Source organism: Faecalibaculum rodentium (genome assembly GCF_001564455.1).
GTDB lineage: Bacteria > Bacillota_I > Bacilli_A > Erysipelotrichales > Erysipelotrichaceae > Faecalibaculum > Faecalibaculum rodentium.
The window spans coordinates 2036142-2052457 of record NZ_CP011391.1; the positions used below are offsets into that span (position 1 = coordinate 2036142).

At 49.2% G+C, this 16316-nt stretch carries 17 protein-coding genes; 6 read left to right on the forward strand and 11 right to left on the reverse strand.

The window, feature by feature from the left end:
• Positions 1 to 61: 61 nt before the first annotated feature.
• Positions 62 to 583: a hypothetical protein gene (locus tag aalo17_RS09940; RefSeq protein WP_145907650.1), complete on the reverse strand. Its 522-nt coding sequence runs from the start codon at positions 581 to 583 to the stop codon at positions 62 to 64.
• Positions 580 to 1089: an IS607 family transposase gene (locus tag aalo17_RS09945; protein ID WP_067558923.1), complete on the reverse strand. Its 510-nt coding sequence runs from the start codon at positions 1087 to 1089 to the stop codon at positions 580 to 582. Before aalo17_RS09945 ends, aalo17_RS09940 begins: the two co-directional genes overlap by 4 nt.
• 120 nt (positions 1090 to 1209) lie before the next feature.
• On the opposite strand from aalo17_RS09945, the gene aalo17_RS09950 reads away from it, so the two are divergent.
• Positions 1210 to 1509: a transposase gene (locus aalo17_RS09950; protein WP_067554245.1), complete on the forward strand. Its 300-nt coding sequence runs from the start codon at positions 1210 to 1212 to the stop codon at positions 1507 to 1509.
• On the forward strand, positions 1506 to 2393 hold the full coding sequence (locus tag aalo17_RS09955; protein ID WP_067554248.1) for an IS3 family transposase: 888 nt from the start codon (positions 1506 to 1508) through the stop codon (positions 2391 to 2393). The genes aalo17_RS09950 and aalo17_RS09955 overlap by 4 nt, the downstream gene beginning before the upstream one ends.
• A gap of 31 nt (positions 2394 to 2424) precedes the next feature.
• On the opposite strand, the gene aalo17_RS09960 is transcribed toward aalo17_RS09955, so the two are convergent.
• Together aalo17_RS09960 and aalo17_RS09965 are read right to left on the reverse strand one after the other, a co-directional pair.
• Positions 2425 to 3009, reverse strand: a complete 585-nt coding sequence (locus aalo17_RS09960) for a hypothetical protein (RefSeq protein ID WP_067558926.1) — start codon at positions 3007 to 3009, stop codon at positions 2425 to 2427.
• A 186-nt stretch (positions 3010 to 3195) separates the two neighbouring features.
• Complete coding sequence (locus aalo17_RS09965) at positions 3196 to 3966, reverse strand: tyrosine-protein phosphatase (protein ID WP_067558929.1); 771 nt, start codon at positions 3964 to 3966, stop codon at positions 3196 to 3198.
• 310 nt (positions 3967 to 4276) lie between these two features.
• Between aalo17_RS09965 and aalo17_RS09970 the strand changes: the two genes are divergently transcribed.
• Together aalo17_RS09970 and aalo17_RS09975 are read left to right on the forward strand one after the other, a co-directional pair.
• Entirely contained in the window at positions 4277 to 4576 is a 300-nt protein-coding gene (locus aalo17_RS09970) for a transposase (RefSeq protein ID WP_067554245.1), read from the forward strand.
• On the forward strand, positions 4573 to 5460 hold the full coding sequence (locus aalo17_RS09975; protein WP_067554248.1) for an IS3 family transposase: 888 nt from the start codon (positions 4573 to 4575) through the stop codon (positions 5458 to 5460). Before aalo17_RS09970 ends, aalo17_RS09975 begins: the two co-directional genes overlap by 4 nt.
• 512 nt (positions 5461 to 5972) lie before the next feature.
• Here the strand turns inward: aalo17_RS09975 and aalo17_RS09980 are convergent.
• The 4 genes from aalo17_RS09980 to aalo17_RS09995 form a co-directional block, all read right to left on the reverse strand.
• On the reverse strand, positions 5973 to 6635 hold the full coding sequence (locus aalo17_RS09980) for a nucleotide sugar dehydrogenase (protein WP_067558932.1): 663 nt from the start codon (positions 6633 to 6635) through the stop codon (positions 5973 to 5975).
• Positions 6613 to 7797 carry a DegT/DnrJ/EryC1/StrS family aminotransferase gene (locus tag aalo17_RS09985; RefSeq protein ID WP_082743368.1) on the reverse strand — a complete coding sequence of 395 codons (1185 nt, stop codon included), beginning with the start codon at positions 7795 to 7797 and terminating at the stop codon, positions 6613 to 6615. The genes aalo17_RS09980 and aalo17_RS09985 overlap by 23 nt, the downstream gene beginning before the upstream one ends.
• Positions 7794 to 8285 carry an acyltransferase gene (locus tag aalo17_RS09990; RefSeq protein WP_145907653.1) on the reverse strand — a complete coding sequence of 164 codons (492 nt, stop codon included), beginning with the start codon at positions 8283 to 8285 and terminating at the stop codon, positions 7794 to 7796. Before aalo17_RS09990 ends, aalo17_RS09985 begins: the two co-directional genes overlap by 4 nt.
• A gap of 260 nt (positions 8286 to 8545) precedes the next feature.
• Positions 8546 to 9517: a glycosyltransferase family protein gene (locus tag aalo17_RS09995; RefSeq protein ID WP_145907656.1), complete on the reverse strand. Its 972-nt coding sequence runs from the start codon at positions 9515 to 9517 to the stop codon at positions 8546 to 8548.
• A gap of 484 nt (positions 9518 to 10001) precedes the next feature.
• Here aalo17_RS09995 and aalo17_RS10000 point away from each other — a divergent pair, with 484 nt between their 5' ends.
• Together aalo17_RS10000 and aalo17_RS10005 are read left to right on the forward strand one after the other, a co-directional pair.
• Entirely contained in the window at positions 10002 to 11474 is a 1473-nt protein-coding gene (locus tag aalo17_RS10000) for an LCP family protein (RefSeq protein WP_067558937.1), read from the forward strand.
• A gap of 156 nt (positions 11475 to 11630) precedes the next feature.
• The gene (locus tag aalo17_RS10005; RefSeq protein ID WP_067558940.1) at positions 11631 to 12257 is read left to right on the forward strand and encodes a hypothetical protein; all 627 of its coding nucleotides are present in this window, start codon (positions 11631 to 11633) and stop codon (positions 12255 to 12257) included.
• 93 nt (positions 12258 to 12350) lie between these two features.
• Here the strand turns inward: aalo17_RS10005 and ltrA are convergent, their stop codons facing one another.
• From ltrA to aalo17_RS10020, 3 genes are all read right to left on the reverse strand, one after another.
• A complete protein-coding gene (gene ltrA / locus aalo17_RS10010; RefSeq protein ID WP_067558943.1) occupies positions 12351 to 13700 on the reverse strand; it encodes a group II intron reverse transcriptase/maturase in 1350 nt (449 codons plus the stop codon).
• Positions 13701 to 14375: 675 nt separating this feature from the next.
• The gene (locus tag aalo17_RS12685) at positions 14376 to 14783 is read right to left on the reverse strand and encodes an acyltransferase (protein WP_236940470.1); all 408 of its coding nucleotides are present in this window, start codon (positions 14781 to 14783) and stop codon (positions 14376 to 14378) included.
• 320 nt (positions 14784 to 15103) lie between these two features.
• Positions 15104 to 16306, reverse strand: a complete 1203-nt coding sequence (locus aalo17_RS10020; RefSeq protein ID WP_067558948.1) for a Coenzyme F420 hydrogenase/dehydrogenase, beta subunit C-terminal domain — start codon at positions 16304 to 16306, stop codon at positions 15104 to 15106.
• Positions 16307 to 16316: the final 10 nt, after the last annotated feature.

Genomic DNA, 16316 nt, shown 5'->3' on the forward strand with positions numbered 1-16316 from the left:
TCAAGGGAGGAAGCGGAGGAAATCTTTCGTAGAATTGGCAGTATCTGCCGACTCTCTAAAATCAGTGTCCGTTTTCTTGACATAGGACCACCTCCAGCCTGGGGATCAGCTGGCCCAGACGCCAAAGATCATGTTTCTGTTTTCGGTAGTTAGAAGGCTCGTTATCGTTCAGTCTGTTGGATGCGGCTTTTTTACTCATAGCCTCCACCTCTTTTTGCAGGCGTTTCATCCGCTTCTTTTTGCGGAGGATGGAAGCACGAAGATCTCTGGCCTGCGCTCTGGCAAGCTCCAGACCGGCCTGGTGTCTGGCTTTTGCATCTCTGACAATGGAGTTGGCTGCCCGGCTTTTGAGCCTGTATTCGTCCTGGAGGTCTTTGGTGAGCTGGTTCAGGTTCTTTTCTCCATGATCGATCCTGGCAAAAGCGGACCGGTAAGCTTTTGAATAAACGGCAAGCTCATCATCGATACAGGCGATCACTTCCGGGCACAGTCTTTTGTCCAGCCGGATCTCCAGTGGGATGACCAGAAATTCCGGCTGTTCATAAACAGGAGACATGGATGCAACTGGAACTGTCCGCATCATTCATCCTCCTGATCGGGCATAGAATCTATGATCTCCCGCATCTTCTTTTTCTGATTTCCTCTGATCCTGTACAGCTTTCCAGAAAAAGATGCCAGCAGGCTCATCATGTCATCGACAAGTTCTTCCTGAAGATCTTTATCTTCCTTTTCCTGCAAGGCGATGAGCTTTACATCGGCCATAGAGAACAGCTCTTCCAGGTATTCGTAACCAAAACGGGTCAGCCTGTCTTTATTTGTGATGAAGATCCTTTTGACCTCATGGTTCTTTGCCATCTCGATCAGTCTGAGCAGTCCTTTTCTCTTTGCGTTGAGCCCGGACCCGGTATCCCTGATGATGATCGGTCTGTCCAGGCCTTCTTTTTCGCAGGCCATCATGATGTCAGAGACCTGTCTGTCCAGATCGCCTCTGTTTTTCTGTTCGTGTGAGGAGACCCTTACATAGATGGCATCTCTTCTTGCATCCTCATCCTCAAGCAGAAGCCCGCAGCGGTCAAGCAGTTCGGCCACGCTGTCTTTGGGAATCAGGATCCGTGACCTTAGAATAATTTACGGACAGTCCATTTAGAGATTCTAAGAATACCGGTATCTATGTCATAGAACTACAATCACTATGAAAGAGGAAAATCTATGGCAAAGAAACGTAAAACATTTACAGATGAATTCAAGCAGGATGCGGTTCAATTTTTGACTAACCATCCAGAAATGACCGTTATAGAATGTGCTGAAACACTTGGTGTAGGCCGCAGCACCCTGGAAAGATGGAGGGCAGATTTCAACCGATCCGGTCTTTCAGCTGTGACAGCTCATAATAATGACAAGGAAGAAAAAGACCTTCTCAAAGAAAATGTCAGGCTTCAACGAGAACTCAGGGACTCACAGGAGGCTTTGAAGATTCTAAAAAAAGCCATAAGCATTCTGGGAAACTGAAGCAGGTCGAATACGAACTTGTTGCCGAGGATCATAAAGCTGGAATCCAATTCTCGGTATCCAGGGTGCTTCATAAACTTGGTCTTTCAAGATCTGGCTATTACGACTATTTAAAGCGGAAACCCAGCCACCAGGAAAAGCGCAGGCATGATGTGAAAAAGGCCATCCTTCAGATTTATGAAGACAGCCACGAAAACTACGGAGCGCCAAAAATCGCTAAAATCCTGAACTCAGGAGGGATCTCCATTACAGAAAGGACCGTTGGTGTTTATATGCGTCAAATGGGGATCCGAGCACAGTGGGTCAAGCCTCATACACAAACCACAATACGAAGTGATTTCAGTGGAAATCTGAAGAATCTTCTGGATAGAAACTTCTCTCCGGCTCACCCAAACTGCGTATGGTGCACAGATATCACCTATATCCACACAAAGCTGGACGGATTCGTTTACCTTGCCTGCATCATGGATCTGTATTCCAGAAGGATCATTTCCTGGAAGCTTACAAAAACGCTGGACACAGGTCCAATTCTGAAATCGATCGAAGAAGCCAGAAAACGCCGGCCGTCCCAGGAACCGATAATGATTCATACGGACCGAGGAATCCACTATACCTGTGATCTGTACAGAAAACTGACCAGAGGAATGATTCGCAGTTATTCAGCAAAAGGAGTTCCGTATGACAACGCCTGTATTGAATCATTCCACTCCCTGATCAAGAGGGAATGGCTGAGCAGGTTCGATATACAGAACTACAGGCATGCATACCGACTGGTGAGTCAGTATATAGATGACTGGTACAACCCTGAACGGATACACAGCCACTGTGGATATATGTCCCCAGCAGAATATGAAGTAATGTTCCAAAGGACCAGCACTGACTGAGAAAGAATTCTGGAGCGCCCTTTACAGTGGGCTATCCCCTGGTAGACTGATGAGCCTTCAGCCAAGAACTGTCAGATATTGACTCTTTGGATGAAGGCAAGAGAAAGGGGTCCAGGGGATAGTGGGCCCCACTGTCAAGGGAGGAAGCGGAGGAAATCTTTCGTAGAATTGGCAGTATCTGCCGACTCTCTAAAATCAGTGTCCGTTTTCTTGACATAGGACCATACACCCGACCTGCGAACCACAGATATGACCTGAGTTCGTTCTGGACTTCCACATTGACAAGAAAGGCGTTGGGGGCGACTTCCGTCACGATCAGGACAATGGAATCAAACCGCATCAATCCGGTCCTGGCATTCTCATTCTCCGAATTCGCCAGGTCACTCCGCAAGTGGTTCCTGCTGTGCTCATCCGTCCCGGTTTTCTCACTCCGCAGTTCCCGACGCATCCGGTCCTCGATTGTCGCCAGAGATCCCGCAAACCTTTCAGGGCAGCACTTCTTCAAAATCAATGCCAGCATCCTGGGAAGATTCAGGACCGCTATTGCGTTTCGGTTCATTCGCATAAACTCCCGGGAATCCATGGCTCTTCCCTCCGGTGTCTGTTCTGTCTTCATGATATCCTCCATTCAGGGCATGAGAATCATCCTGTTGCATACAGAATACCAGAAACAGGCACAAAATATTGCCTGATAGTTTACAATTCCGTGGAATAAACTGCCTTTCAAACTCCCTTGCTACATAAATGTCAACTTTATGTATCCTGCCCGAATATCCTGACCGCGCCGGAGCTTTCGCTCCCCCTAAAAAAACAGAAACCGCTTCTTCCGTCTCGTGGCAGGCACATCCACCACCGGCTTGTCCCGCAGGATCCTTGCCGGATTTTCCACCAGCAGCAGATCCGCCACTTCTTCACCGTTGCGCCGGGCAATTTCATCATAGACATCCGACAGCTGTGTGATCCTTGACCCTTCCGTCCGGTGCGTATCCGTCGCCACCACATCTGCCAGTCCCTGATCCACCAGCTTCCAGGCATTTTTCTCCGCCATCTTTCCATGCAGACCCAGCAGACTGGTCCGGTTGACCTGGATCACATACCCCGCATCCCGCCACTCCTGGACAATGTCTTCATCCAGTCCATCCCGAAAATAGCGCTCCACATGCGCGATCACCGGCACCAGATCCTTCATCTCCAGTTCATACAGCGGATCCTGATAAAAATCGATGTCATGCAGATCGCGCCGCACGTCGTATTCACACAGCTGGTAATGCGTGTCTTCGTAAGGCCGCACAAAGCCAGAAGCAATGGCCCGTATGGAAGCGCGGTTCATGAACAGCTCCGCACCGGTGCGGATCATGATTCCCTGCCGCCTGGCCAGTGCCTTGAGTTCCTCCTGCCTGGCAGCGATCACGTCCAGATCCGTTGTCCCCGGAATCATGTGAGGCGTTGACGCAATCGTCGTGATGTTGTCCTGCGCCGCCATTTCCAGGACCGTCAGAGCGTCTTGTTTCGTTGGGATCCCGTCGTCTATGTCCCAGGCCACATGGGAATGTATATCTGTAAATGTCTTCATGCCCCTACTATACAGGAAACGGCAGGCGGTTGAGCAGGCGGACTGCCGATGGTGGCAAATAAGCCGGGGCTTTCCTGCCCCAGGTCCCTCACCTCACGCACGCATGTATCTGCCCTGATTTCTCTCTGCGTGAACTCCATGCACTATTCCTCTGTCCTGTATATAAGGCTGAACGAATGGAGATTCCCTCTTTCTGCAGAGCAACCCGGCCGCTTGACCTTAGAATAATTTACGGACAGTCCATTTAGAGATTCTAAGAATACCGGTATCTATGTCATAGAACTACAATCACTATGAAAGAGGAAAATCTATGGCAAAGAAACGTAAAACATTTACAGATGAATTCAAGCAGGATGCGGTTCAATTTTTGACTAACCATCCAGAAATGACCGTTATAGAATGTGCTGAAACACTTGGTGTAGGCCGCAGCACCCTGGAAAGATGGAGGGCAGATTTCAACCGATCCGGTCTTTCAGCTGTGACAGCTCATAATAATGACAAGGAAGAAAAAGACCTTCTCAAAGAAAATGTCAGGCTTCAACGAGAACTCAGGGACTCACAGGAGGCTTTGAAGATTCTAAAAAAAGCCATAAGCATTCTGGGAAACTGAAGCAGGTCGAATACGAACTTGTTGCCGAGGATCATAAAGCTGGAATCCAATTCTCGGTATCCAGGGTGCTTCATAAACTTGGTCTTTCAAGATCTGGCTATTACGACTATTTAAAGCGGAAACCCAGCCACCAGGAAAAGCGCAGGCATGATGTGAAAAAGGCCATCCTTCAGATTTATGAAGACAGCCACGAAAACTACGGAGCGCCAAAAATCGCTAAAATCCTGAACTCAGGAGGGATCTCCATTACAGAAAGGACCGTTGGTGTTTATATGCGTCAAATGGGGATCCGAGCACAGTGGGTCAAGCCTCATACACAAACCACAATACGAAGTGATTTCAGTGGAAATCTGAAGAATCTTCTGGATAGAAACTTCTCTCCGGCTCACCCAAACTGCGTATGGTGCACAGATATCACCTATATCCACACAAAGCTGGACGGATTCGTTTACCTTGCCTGCATCATGGATCTGTATTCCAGAAGGATCATTTCCTGGAAGCTTACAAAAACGCTGGACACAGGTCCAATTCTGAAATCGATCGAAGAAGCCAGAAAACGCCGGCCGTCCCAGGAACCGATAATGATTCATACGGACCGAGGAATCCACTATACCTGTGATCTGTACAGAAAACTGACCAGAGGAATGATTCGCAGTTATTCAGCAAAAGGAGTTCCGTATGACAACGCCTGTATTGAATCATTCCACTCCCTGATCAAGAGGGAATGGCTGAGCAGGTTCGATATACAGAACTACAGGCATGCATACCGACTGGTGAGTCAGTATATAGATGACTGGTACAACCCTGAACGGATACACAGCCACTGTGGATATATGTCCCCAGCAGAATATGAAGTAATGTTCCAAAGGACCAGCACTGACTGAGAAAGAATTCTGGAGCGCCCTTTACAGTGGGCTATCCCCTGGTAGACTGATGAGCCTTCAGCCAAGAACTGTCAGATATTGACTCTTTGGATGAAGGCAAGAGAAAGGGGTCCAGGGGATAGTGGGCCCCACTGTCAAGGGAGGAAGCGGAGGAAATCTTTCGTAGAATTGGCAGTATCTGCCGACTCTCTAAAATCAGTGTCCGTTTTCTTGACATAGGACCAGCTGCATCCTTTTTTGATTCAAATGCTGTCCCCCCTGAAACCTGTCCTTCAGACTGACACCAGAAACACAAAACTGAAAAGGAGCGGCTCCTGTCCTGCCCGGTCCAATGAAGCGGGAAGGAAAAGCTGCTCCTTTTGTCCTGATGTCTTTTGACCACAATGAACTGCATGGAAAGAAACGAAAGCAGGTGACCCGGCTTCGGCTGTGCTCTGTTCTGTTCCCCGTCAGGCAGTCCCGGCCGGTCTGTTCAGCCAGGGGAGACTTCACAAGATCTGCGGTCTTCTTTTTCAGTCGGTTTCCCGACAGACAGGATAACCGGTGTGGTCAGCAGAAACAGCAGGATGGTCAGGACCGAAAAGGAATGATGCAGGTGATACCAGCAAGTCAGGGCGAACCAGGCGGTCAGCAGGCTGAAGCGTTTCAGCGGATACCCGACCCGGAAGTGTCTGGCTGTGACTGCCGTGCGCAGCCAGAAATACAGAATGCAGGAAATGCCGGTGGCCACCGCCGCTCCCTGCATACCCATGACCGCGCACCAGGCCGGAGGCTTGTTCCATGACCGGGGCACACAGAGTCTCTGTCACCCCGGGATAGACCGTGCTCTCAAAGATGACAAGACTGCCGGGGCTCATCCGGCTGCCCACCAGCCGGGCGGCTTCCAGCAGGCAGTCCAGGTCCGGGTTCCGGTCTCTGTCCACCGGGGTGGGCACGGCCACGATGAAGCAGCAGGCTTCTTTGAGCCGGTCCGGATCACCGGTGAATTCCAGCAAGCCGCAGCCGGTGATGGTCTGGCGGCAGGTTTCCAGAGTCCGGGGACTGGTGTCAAATCCCAGCACGGAAACATGCCGGCTGAATTCCAGAGCCAGGGGGAGTCCCACATAGCCAAGACCCACCACGGCCAGTTTGCCGCGGCCTGATACCAGCTGTTCATACACCCGGCTTTCTGCCATGGGCATCCTCTCCTTCCCTTTTGCTGTCTTTTCCAAGGATAGTTTCGGTGATCACCCGGCAGATCAGATCGATTTCCGCTTCCCTGATGTACGGATCCATGGGCAGGCTCAGGCAGCGCTGGCTGACCCATTCCGACCGGGGATAGCCCTGGGGCGGCCGGGGAAGATCCCGGAACAGAGGCTGTTCGTGCAGACCGGCGGGATAGTACACCATGGAAGGGATCCCGTTGCGGGCCAGGGCCTGCTGTACCTGACGGCGCTGGTTTGCGTCGTACAGCAGGATGGTGTACTGTGCCCAGGCACTGATCTGCCCGGGCATCACGGCCGGGATCTGCACCACACCTTTCAGGCCGGAAGCATAGCGCCGGGCGGCCTGCTGCAGGGCCCGCTGTTCTTCTGGGGCGTAGGCCTGGAGTTTGCAGCGCAGGATGGCAGCCTGCAATGTGTCCAGGCGGCTGTTGAGTCCGGCTTGCACATGCAGGTATTTGCTGTGGGCAGCGCGCCCGTGCGAGCGCAGCCGGCAAAGACGGGCGGCCAGCCGGTCGTCGTCGGTGAATATGGCGCCGCCGTCTCCATAGCAGCCCAGGGGCTTGGCGGGAAAAAAGGACGTGATGGCCAGGGTGCCGAAGGAACCGGCGGGCTGTCCCTGAAAGGAAGCGCCCATGGACTGGGCTGCATCCGATACCACATGCAGTCCATGGCGGGCGGCCAGGGGCAGGATCCGGCCGTAGTCGGCGGGCAGTCCGAAAAGGTCCGTGGGAATGACCGCTTTGGGATGGAATCTGGTGGTTTTTCGGATCCTTTCGATCTGACATTCCAGGTCCTGGGGATCCATGTTGAAGGTGACCGGATCTATGTCCACAAACACCGGAATGGCGCCGGTGCGCTGGACGGCGGAGGCGGCGGCAATGTAGGTGAAGTCCGGCAGGAAGATGGCGTCTTCGGGGCCGATGTTCAGGGCCATCAGTGACAGCAGGAGCGCATCGGAGCCGCTGGCACAGGTGATGCAGTGCCGGCGGTGTGTGAATGCCGCCAGCTCCTTTTCCAGTTTCCGGACGTGTTCTCCAAGGATGAAGTCTTGGGAGCCCAGCACTTCCCGGACTGCCTGGTCAATGGCGGGTTTCAGTGTCTGGTACTGGCGGTTCAGGTTTTTGAATTTCATGGCTGGACCTCCTTGAGTCCGGTCCCGGCGGGCTGGTACTGCCGGCCGCATTCGGGACAGCGCAGAGTATCGGGCAGGATGGTGCCGCATTCACAGACCCATCCGGTCTGCCGGGCCGGTATGCCGCTCATGAGGGCATGGTCGCCCACGTCGCAGGTGACCACGGCTCCGGCGGCAATGAGGGCATGGCGGCCGATGGTATGACCGCACAGCACCGTGGCATTGGCGCCTATGGAGGCCCCTTCCTTCACCAGAGTCCGGGCATAGGCGGCGGCTCTGCGGGGGTAGCGGCTGCGGGGTGTGAGCACATTGGTGAAGACGCAGGAGGGTCCGCAGAAGACATGATCTTCCAGTTCGAACTGCCGGATCAGCCGGATTGCTACTTCCTGATCCAGATCGCACAGGGCTGCGATTTTCAGGCCGTTGTTTCCGGCTGCCTGAATATGATTGGGAGAGATTCTTCCACAGCCAATCAATGCATACTTCATTCTGATTCCCCCGTTCACAACACAGAGGAAACCGGTTTCGCTTCACCAAAGCCACCTCTGCCCTATGCACTGTTATGATAACTTTTACAGCTTACTACAGTAAAAAAGCGCTAACAACCGCGCTTTCAGTAACAAAATTCAGCGTTTTTTGGAATGGAATATCGAATAATTTCCATAGTTTTACAAGCAAACAGGGTTTGCCTTTGATTCAGGGGGTATCTTCCTCTGTCACTGCACACAAAAACAGCAAAACTGGGACCTCAGCTGTTCCTGCTATCCAGTTCCCGGCGCAGTACATCATATACCTGTCCTGCAATCACGTCATAGCGGTACTGATCGATGTTACTCTGGTCCTGCTCGACCCGGACCTGTCCTGTTTCTTTCCACATCCGATACATCTTCCGCACATACTCCCGCAGCTCAGGCTGTGTTTCTTCATGGCGGCAGCTTTCGTAACAGACGCCTCCCAGTCTGTGCATATCCCGGGCCGGCAGGGTCCAGGGAATGGTGGTGTTCATCATATACACAACTGGTCTTGCTGCCATCATGTATTCATACATTTTTCCGGACCACTCCACCACATCCGATTCAGAAGTCCAGCCAGCCATGAGAAGTATGGAGCTTCTGGCCTGCAGCTGTAGAGACTCTTTCCGGTCGACCAGACCCAGATTGGTATAGATTTCTTCCAGCCCGGCCTGCCGGACCTCTTCCCCGAACGAGTCGGAGTTGTTTCCCGCATATACGAGAGACACATCCTGGAAATCCAGCTCTCCAGATTGTCCAAGATCCTTCAATACCTGGAAAAAGGGCTGCAGGTCATCCGTTCTGTACAGCGTTCCTGTATAGGCAATGATGAACCGATCGGCAGTCTGTATCTCCTGACGATCCTCCGGATCAAACCCGTTGGGAATGGTCAGGACCGGCTTGCCCCAGGTTTCGATCAGGTCCAGCTGATCATTCACCCGAAAGAACAGATCCGCCTGTCTGGTGCTGGTCCTGGCCCAGTACAGCTTCCGTTCTCTCTCCACCTTTGGATCAAAATCCCGCAGCCACTGATCACGAAAATCCACCACCCAGAGCAGGGATGGATTCATTTCCCTGATTCTGGATCCGATGATCACCGGCCAGATCGGACCGTAGGACGATATCACCACATCGTATTGCGAGAAATCCATTCTGGAAATCACGGATTCAAATCTGGAACAGATTCGCTGGTCTTCCTGAGACAACATATTTGACCGCAAAGTATCAATAGCCTTATGTCTTTTTTCAGGAGGCTTTTTCCACTTCCTGATCTGTGCCCAGAGTATCCTGCGCCATTTGACCCAAAATGGACACTCGGCCAGATACATCCTTTCAAAGTACTGACGGTCATCTCGCAGCGTTGAATCTGCCTTCCGTTCCAAGAAGGAGCTTTTATCTGTTGTCAGAACATCAATCTGATCAACTGTATATTTTTCCTTAAGATACTTTCCCAATTTGGTCCAACGGATGGAGGCTACCGCAAGATCAGGAACAATATATTCAGTTAGTATCAATACCATCATGTACTGTTCATCCCTTTCTTAACGCTCAGTAACTATAATTGGTTATCCCACATTGCCAATGCAACAGCGAATTTTCTTTTGTCCTTAATCTCCCGTCTTTCCCCGATGTAATTTGAAAACACACGTCATGCATTCTAAAATGAATGAATAAGAATAAAGGAGAACTGAAATGAAGCCTCTTTGGAAACGGCCGGGACTGTATATATCCATTGTCACCGGCATTTTGACTGCTCTGTTTATATATGAGTTATATAAGCTGAGTCTGCTGCCTGCAGCCATCTTGGCGGGAATCATCATCACCGTCCTGCTGATGTGGATCCTGTCTGCCATCTGTCTGATCAAGGAAGACCTGCATCTGGCCTGGCGGATCGTTGGCGGTCTGCTTGCCGTCTGTCTGGCCCTGGCTTCCGCCGGTGGTATGTATTATGCGAATACGGGCAACAAGGCTCTGGAGGAACTGAGCGACCAGGAAGGCAAGTCCATCGTGGCTGTCTATGTCCTGAACAATTATGTCATTGAAGACGCGAAGGACCTGGAAGGCCGTAAAATCGGTGTCCTGAAAACCATGAGTGCGCAGGGCACGGATGTATGTATCGAAGAACTGAAAAAAGCCGGAGTCAACATAACCACGGAGGAGTTTGATTCCAGCTACCGCATGACCCAGGCACTGAAAGGACAGGCCATCGACGGCATGATCCTGGATCAGGGCTATCTGGATACACTGCTGGAAATGCCGGGAATGGAAAACCTGGATGAGGAAATTGTGCCAGTGGTCCAATATTATTATGACGCTCCCAAGACCAATACCGCAGAAACGGTGGATACAGCCATGGAATCTTTCACGGTATATATCAGCGGCATTGATACCCGGGAGAACAAGCTGCTTCGAAACAGCCGGAGTGATGTGAACCTGCTGGCGACGGTGAACCCGGAGAGTCATGAGATCCTGCTGGTATCCATTCCCCGCGACTACTACGTGGAAACAGTGTGCGAGCCAGATATGGGCTGTATGAACGGCGCTATGGACAAACTGACACACACAGGTCTGCATGGTCCGGAAACCACGGAAATGACACTGGAGAAACTGTTTGATACGAGCATCAACTACAACGTACGGGTAAATTTCTCCAGTCTGGTGAATGTAGTGGATGAGCTGGGTGGTATTCAGGTATACAATCCGGAAGCCTTTACTTCTGTATCAGGTCCCACATTCCAGCAAGGTGACATTACACTGAACGGGCAGCAGGCACTGGCATTTGTCCGGGAACGGTATGCCTTTACTGACGGCGATAGAGCCCGCGGACGAAACCAGATGCGGGTGCTGACGGCTATCATAAACAAGATGATGTCTCCGAAGATCCTGACGAACTTCACAGGCATCATGAATTCCCTATCCAGCTCTTTTGAAACAAACATGAGCGAAAAGGACATCAAGGCACTTGTCCAGGCACAACTGGCAGATCCGGCCAAATGGGATATTTACTCCTACAGCGTAACCGGTACCGGCGGAACTGATTATGCAGCGGAGCTGGGGGACAATGCCTATGTCATGTATCCTGATCAGACCTCTGTGGACAACGCGAAAGCAGACATCAAAGCCGTGCTCAACGGTGAACCGGCTCCCTTTGTGAATCCGCAGTAAGCATTTTCTGAAAATCATAAGGAAGCCAGGCAGGCTTCCTTTTGTGTTGTCCCAACCCACATTTCCCGCCTGCTCCACGTGATACAATCAATGACAGTTCAAAAGTTCCCGGAAGGTTTCTCCTGTCCGGACAATATATTGAGGAGACAGAAAACCATGTCACGCAGGAAAAAGCGAAAAAAGAAGCCTATCCAGTTTAATCCTTCCGAAGATGCCGATCCATGGCTGTCAGAAGATCTGATAGACTACGAAATCAGACTGTTCATTCGGGACGAAGAATACCTTGGCTATCTTCTGGACAAACACCGGGATACAGCCTTCTCGCTCCTCTCGCAGGATATGGAGAACCTTGGAAAACTTCCTGCGGGTTCTCATATCGGTCAGCTGGAGATATCCTCTATGAGACAGTATCTCCCTGAGCTGTACCTCACCAGATACACGTACGAATTCCTGTTCCGCCTGCGGGCTCTGCTGCTGTACCTGGGAAATGGATACTCTCCAATTGGGGATTGGACTCCTCCTGTTGCCAGCTGGATTCTGGTCAGAATGCTGGTGGACCTGGAACATGCCGGTGACATCGATTTGTTTGAACGATCGCCTGATATGAACCGGCCGGTTCAGAGTGTATTCAGTTATGAATTCTATCCAGCACCTGACAGCGATCTGGCCTTTGATCACTGGTTTGAGACGACTTCCCGGGAAGCGAAAATGGCTGCTGCAGAAGATGATGTGGATCAGGAAGCTGATGATTGCCCTCTGGATGAAGATGATTTACCGTTTTAGGATAATCCGGCAGTAAGCTCTCATCACTCCTTCGTATCTTTCGGTTGAGTACTACATTATTTAGAGGCAAATCGAGTAGAGACTAGGTCCCTCTCACACCACCCAGCGTGCCGTTCGGCACTGGGCGGTTCGTACGTATTTCCCGTTGAACTTCACAGCGGCTATTGCCAGCACTTCCTCCACGGCTTGGAGGCCCTTGCTTCGCAGTACGCTGTTTCTGATATACTTGTTCAGGAATGTGCAGGAGCACCGCATGTATTTCTGCCTTGCACAGGCATAGGAGTGAGCCTTGTCCGGGTCGCAACCCAGCTGGATAAGTGCTCGCTCCTTTTTCTTGATACTCTTCCACTGTTTCCACATGATTGTCCGCAGTCTCCTGCGCAGTTTCTGGTCCAGTTTCTGTAGGTATCTCTTCGCTACCCATGCACATCTGAAATAGTTGCACCATCCTGACACTGCCTGATTGATTTTCTCAATCCGCACTGTCAGTGATATGCTCCAGTTCCGTTTGGTCAGCTTCATGATTTTCTCCTCAAGATGTCCTTTGGACTTCTCGTGGATTGTCGCTGTCCATTTCCCTTCTGACCTTCTGAAGCCAAATCCCAGATATTTCAGTTCATCCGGTCTGGCTACTTTGGATTTCGTCGCATTGACCACCAGCTTCAGTTTCTTTTCCAGATAATTGCTGAATGACTTCATGACTCTGTTGGCTGCCGCTTCCGATTTCACATAGATGAGCATGTCATCTGCGTATCTCGTGAACCGCAGTCCTCTTCTCTCCAGTTCCTTGTCAGCCGGGTCTAAATACAGGTTGGCTAAAACCGGTGAGAGTGGACCTCCCTGTGGGATGCCGATATCTGTCTTAACCACTTCTCCATTCACCATGACCCCTGCTCTGATGATCTTTCTCGTCAGTGCTGTCAGGTCGCTGTTATGGAACGTGTCGTCCACCAGACGGATCAGTCTGTCCTGGTCTACTGTGTCGAAGAACTTCCTCAGGTCGATGTCCACGATCCAGTCGTATCCATCATTCATGAACTCCAGCCCTCTCAGGATGGCCTGTTCACACCGCTTGTTCTTCCGGAATCCATATGAGCTGTTGCTCATGTCGAAGTCTTTCCTGTAATCGAAGTAATTGGCCAGACAGGCCTGTACGACTCTGTCTCTGGCTGTGGGAATGTTCAGTCCCCGTTTCGTTCCGTCCGGCTTGGGTATATCCACCCTTCTTTCCGGCTTCGGTTCATATCTCCGGGTACAGATTTTCCCTCTCAGCTCTTCCCAGTACTCGCCGGGGCATGCAGGGAGTTCTCTGGCTTTCACACCGTCTATTCCTGCCGCTCCTCCATTACTGCGGACCTGCTTCCACGCCTTGGTGAGGTTCTGTATGTCGAACACTTCCTGCGTGGTCAAATCTTCGATTGGGACAAGTCTTATCTGTTCCACGTCTGCTCCTTTCTTACTCGTGTTTTCCGCACTGCCCTACCTTACTCTTCTTCAGGGACTCACTGGGGTAATCCTTCCTCGGATATGCGTGCGTAAAGCAATCTGAACGTTGCAGATAATAAGTTCGTACGTTCGGCCCTTCGCTCCACTCCCATTACAGGAGCTTCTTCGCTACTATGGCCTCGGCTGACTTCCTGCCATTCGTTGTTACTACAGACGGTGTGCCGCCATGGTTTGGCGGTTCCGCCTGCTGACAGGACCTCCCCGGGTAAGGTCACATATCTTTCATTCCATCTACCCGCCGCATTTACCCCAGACAGCTCCGCGACTATTGCGATTTGCGCTGCGCAGCACGCTCATCTCCGTCTGTGGCCTCGTATGCGATTCGTGTTCCTCGGGCTGGAACTTTGCCGCCGGCTTCTTTCAGAGACCCCGTTGCCGGTAGTCCCCTTTGCCTTGAGCTAATGGTTAGCGGTCGCGATGATACGCTCCCATAGTGGACTTTAACCACCCATATATGTGCCATGCCGGGCACACATAAAAAAACGATTTTCCCGAAACGGTTCAGGAAAATCGAATCTTAACTTAATGACATTGACTACATCATAGAATATAATTTTTATTTTTCAGTAAAACTGTATATTTAATGAAAACCATTGCCTTTGCAGCTCCAACTTATAGCACGGCACTATTATGCTCACTAAGGAACCCATGTCTTCCTATTTTCTTATTATTTTTTAATTCTATCCAATAGTATTTTTCCACTTCATCAAGTTCATTTTCAATTGTGTAGCATGGACGATTTTCAGCAATCCGCCTTTCTGCCAATTCCTCTGTCCATCCTATTACTTTAGCTGGGTTCCCTCCAACGATAGCACCTTTCGGGACATCCTTAGTAACCACGCTACCACCAGCTACAATTGCACCTTCTCCAATCACTACACCAGGCATAATTTTCGAGAAACCGCCAATACGCACATTGTCCTCAATAGTAATTGTATCAAAGTGAGGATAATTTTTTCCTAAGTAACTATATGTTTGATTAAGTTCATGATAGAAAATATCGTGGGTTACAAACTCCACAGAAATAGCAATTATAACATTATTTCCGATAGATATTAGGTATGGATCGGACGGCCCCCCACAAATGAACGTTCTCACCAATATGATGGAAAATGTGCTTTTCTCGAAGATAATCTCCTCTCCACTTAGCAGACTTCTTTTTATAAATAGTCTTGAACAAAATATTTATAATTCGATATTCCTTTCTCTTCTTTGCAATATTCAATGTTCTTCACTCCAACAGCAAATCATTTATTCAGCATCATTTAACAGCAAGGCAACTTTTCTCGTCCTCTAACATTCGAAAATATTCAATATAGCATCTTTAATAAAATCATTAGTCAAATAGAACCATTAATTTTTCTTTTTATGGTCCCCATTGCTGTCCGCATCAATTTAACTTTCGATATTTCCTTAGATGCTTCAAATAATTTTTTAATATTATATTGTGGAATCAGTTTGCAACCTACTATTCTCATTCCAACTATTTTTCCGCTCATTGTTGTTTGCATATTATAATGGTTTGGTTGAATGTATTTCAAATCATTCATTTTTATATAATTTTCTAAATATACATACCCTTTATTACGCGCTTCTATTAATAAATCCATTCCAACTTTACTTCTTGCAAAAATTATATTTTTCCCTTTTCCTTCTGTAAATTCCGGCATTTGATTTTGATCCAAATTCCACAAATCGCCACAGGATATATCCGCATACATTCCCACGCCATTCACGCAGAACTTGCACATTTTTCTTATATTACGTCCTAATATATGATTCCATGAATCAATATAGTCCATGTATCTTTCTGACTTATCCTTAAGGGTCACTGTAGCTTTACCAGGCCACCCATTTCCTCTATAGCGAACACTATCAATCTGATCTGCCTGTACTCCCAAATTTTCTGCCAATTTTAATGTTGCATTTTTACTTGGCGCTCCAGCACAGAAAAATGTCATAGTATACTTAATACATTTTTTCATTTTCCCATCAAGCTTTGTATAATTGATAAGAGCTTCTATATCACATGGTTTTCCTATCACCACATATTTCTTATCGAAGTCGATAATTTTCAAAATAGTATCATATGTAATTCCAGTTATATAGCGAGAAGACGCACATGAAATAATCTGTTCTTTCTTTTCATTGGCATAAAGTCTTAACTCGCAAGGATCATCCGGTGATGGACCAATTTGAATCACGGCATCACATTTTCCTGTTTCCACAAGGAAACAAGCCATTGCGGTAATTACTCCGCCCGAGGCAGCTTCATATCTTATTTTATCGTCTAGGGACCAGCCTTTATAAATTCCATAACTAGGCCCCCATAACTCTTTATCCTGTCGCTTGTTATAATTAATACCATTTACTGGGCATATTTTTTCACACAGTTCAACTTGATCCTTAGTCATGGACACTGGATAAGAAAATCCATTATAATCCACATATTGAACGTCTTTAGCCGCTTTACACAAGCCACATCCAGAGCAATATTCTGTATAATATTTACTTTTCTCTTCTATACTTTTTTTCTTAGTCATTGAACATCCT

Bases quoted from the DNA above. Each gene is read 5' to 3' on its own strand.
- aalo17_RS10005 (WP_067558940.1), top strand. From the start codon at position 11,631: ATGTCACGCAGGAAAAAGCGAAAAAAGAAGCCTATCCAGTTTAATCCT.
- aalo17_RS09990 (WP_145907653.1), bottom strand. From the start codon at position 8,285: ATGAAGTATGCATTGATTGGCTGTGGAAGAATCTCTCCCAATCATATT.
- aalo17_RS10020 (WP_067558948.1), bottom strand. From the start codon at position 16,306: ATGACTAAGAAAAAAAGTATAGAAGAGAAAAGTAAATATTATACAGAA.
- aalo17_RS09985 (WP_082743368.1), bottom strand. From the start codon at position 7,797: ATGAAATTCAAAAACCTGAACCGCCAGTACCAGACACTGAAACCCGCC.
- aalo17_RS09950 (WP_067554245.1), top strand. From the start codon at position 1,210: ATGGCAAAGAAACGTAAAACATTTACAGATGAATTCAAGCAGGATGCG.
- aalo17_RS09940 (WP_145907650.1), bottom strand. From the start codon at position 583: ATGATGCGGACAGTTCCAGTTGCATCCATGTCTCCTGTTTATGAACAG.
- aalo17_RS10000 (WP_067558937.1), top strand. From the start codon at position 10,002: ATGAAGCCTCTTTGGAAACGGCCGGGACTGTATATATCCATTGTCACC.
- aalo17_RS09970 (WP_067554245.1), top strand. From the start codon at position 4,277: ATGGCAAAGAAACGTAAAACATTTACAGATGAATTCAAGCAGGATGCG.
- aalo17_RS09980 (WP_067558932.1), bottom strand. From the start codon at position 6,635: ATGGCAGAAAGCCGGGTGTATGAACAGCTGGTATCAGGCCGCGGCAAA.
- aalo17_RS09995 (WP_145907656.1), bottom strand. From the start codon at position 9,517: ATGTTGTCTCAGGAAGACCAGCGAATCTGTTCCAGATTTGAATCCGTG.
- aalo17_RS09960 (WP_067558926.1), bottom strand. From the start codon at position 3,009: ATGAAGACAGAACAGACACCGGAGGGAAGAGCCATGGATTCCCGGGAG.
- aalo17_RS09965 (WP_067558929.1), bottom strand. From the start codon at position 3,966: ATGAAGACATTTACAGATATACATTCCCATGTGGCCTGGGACATAGAC.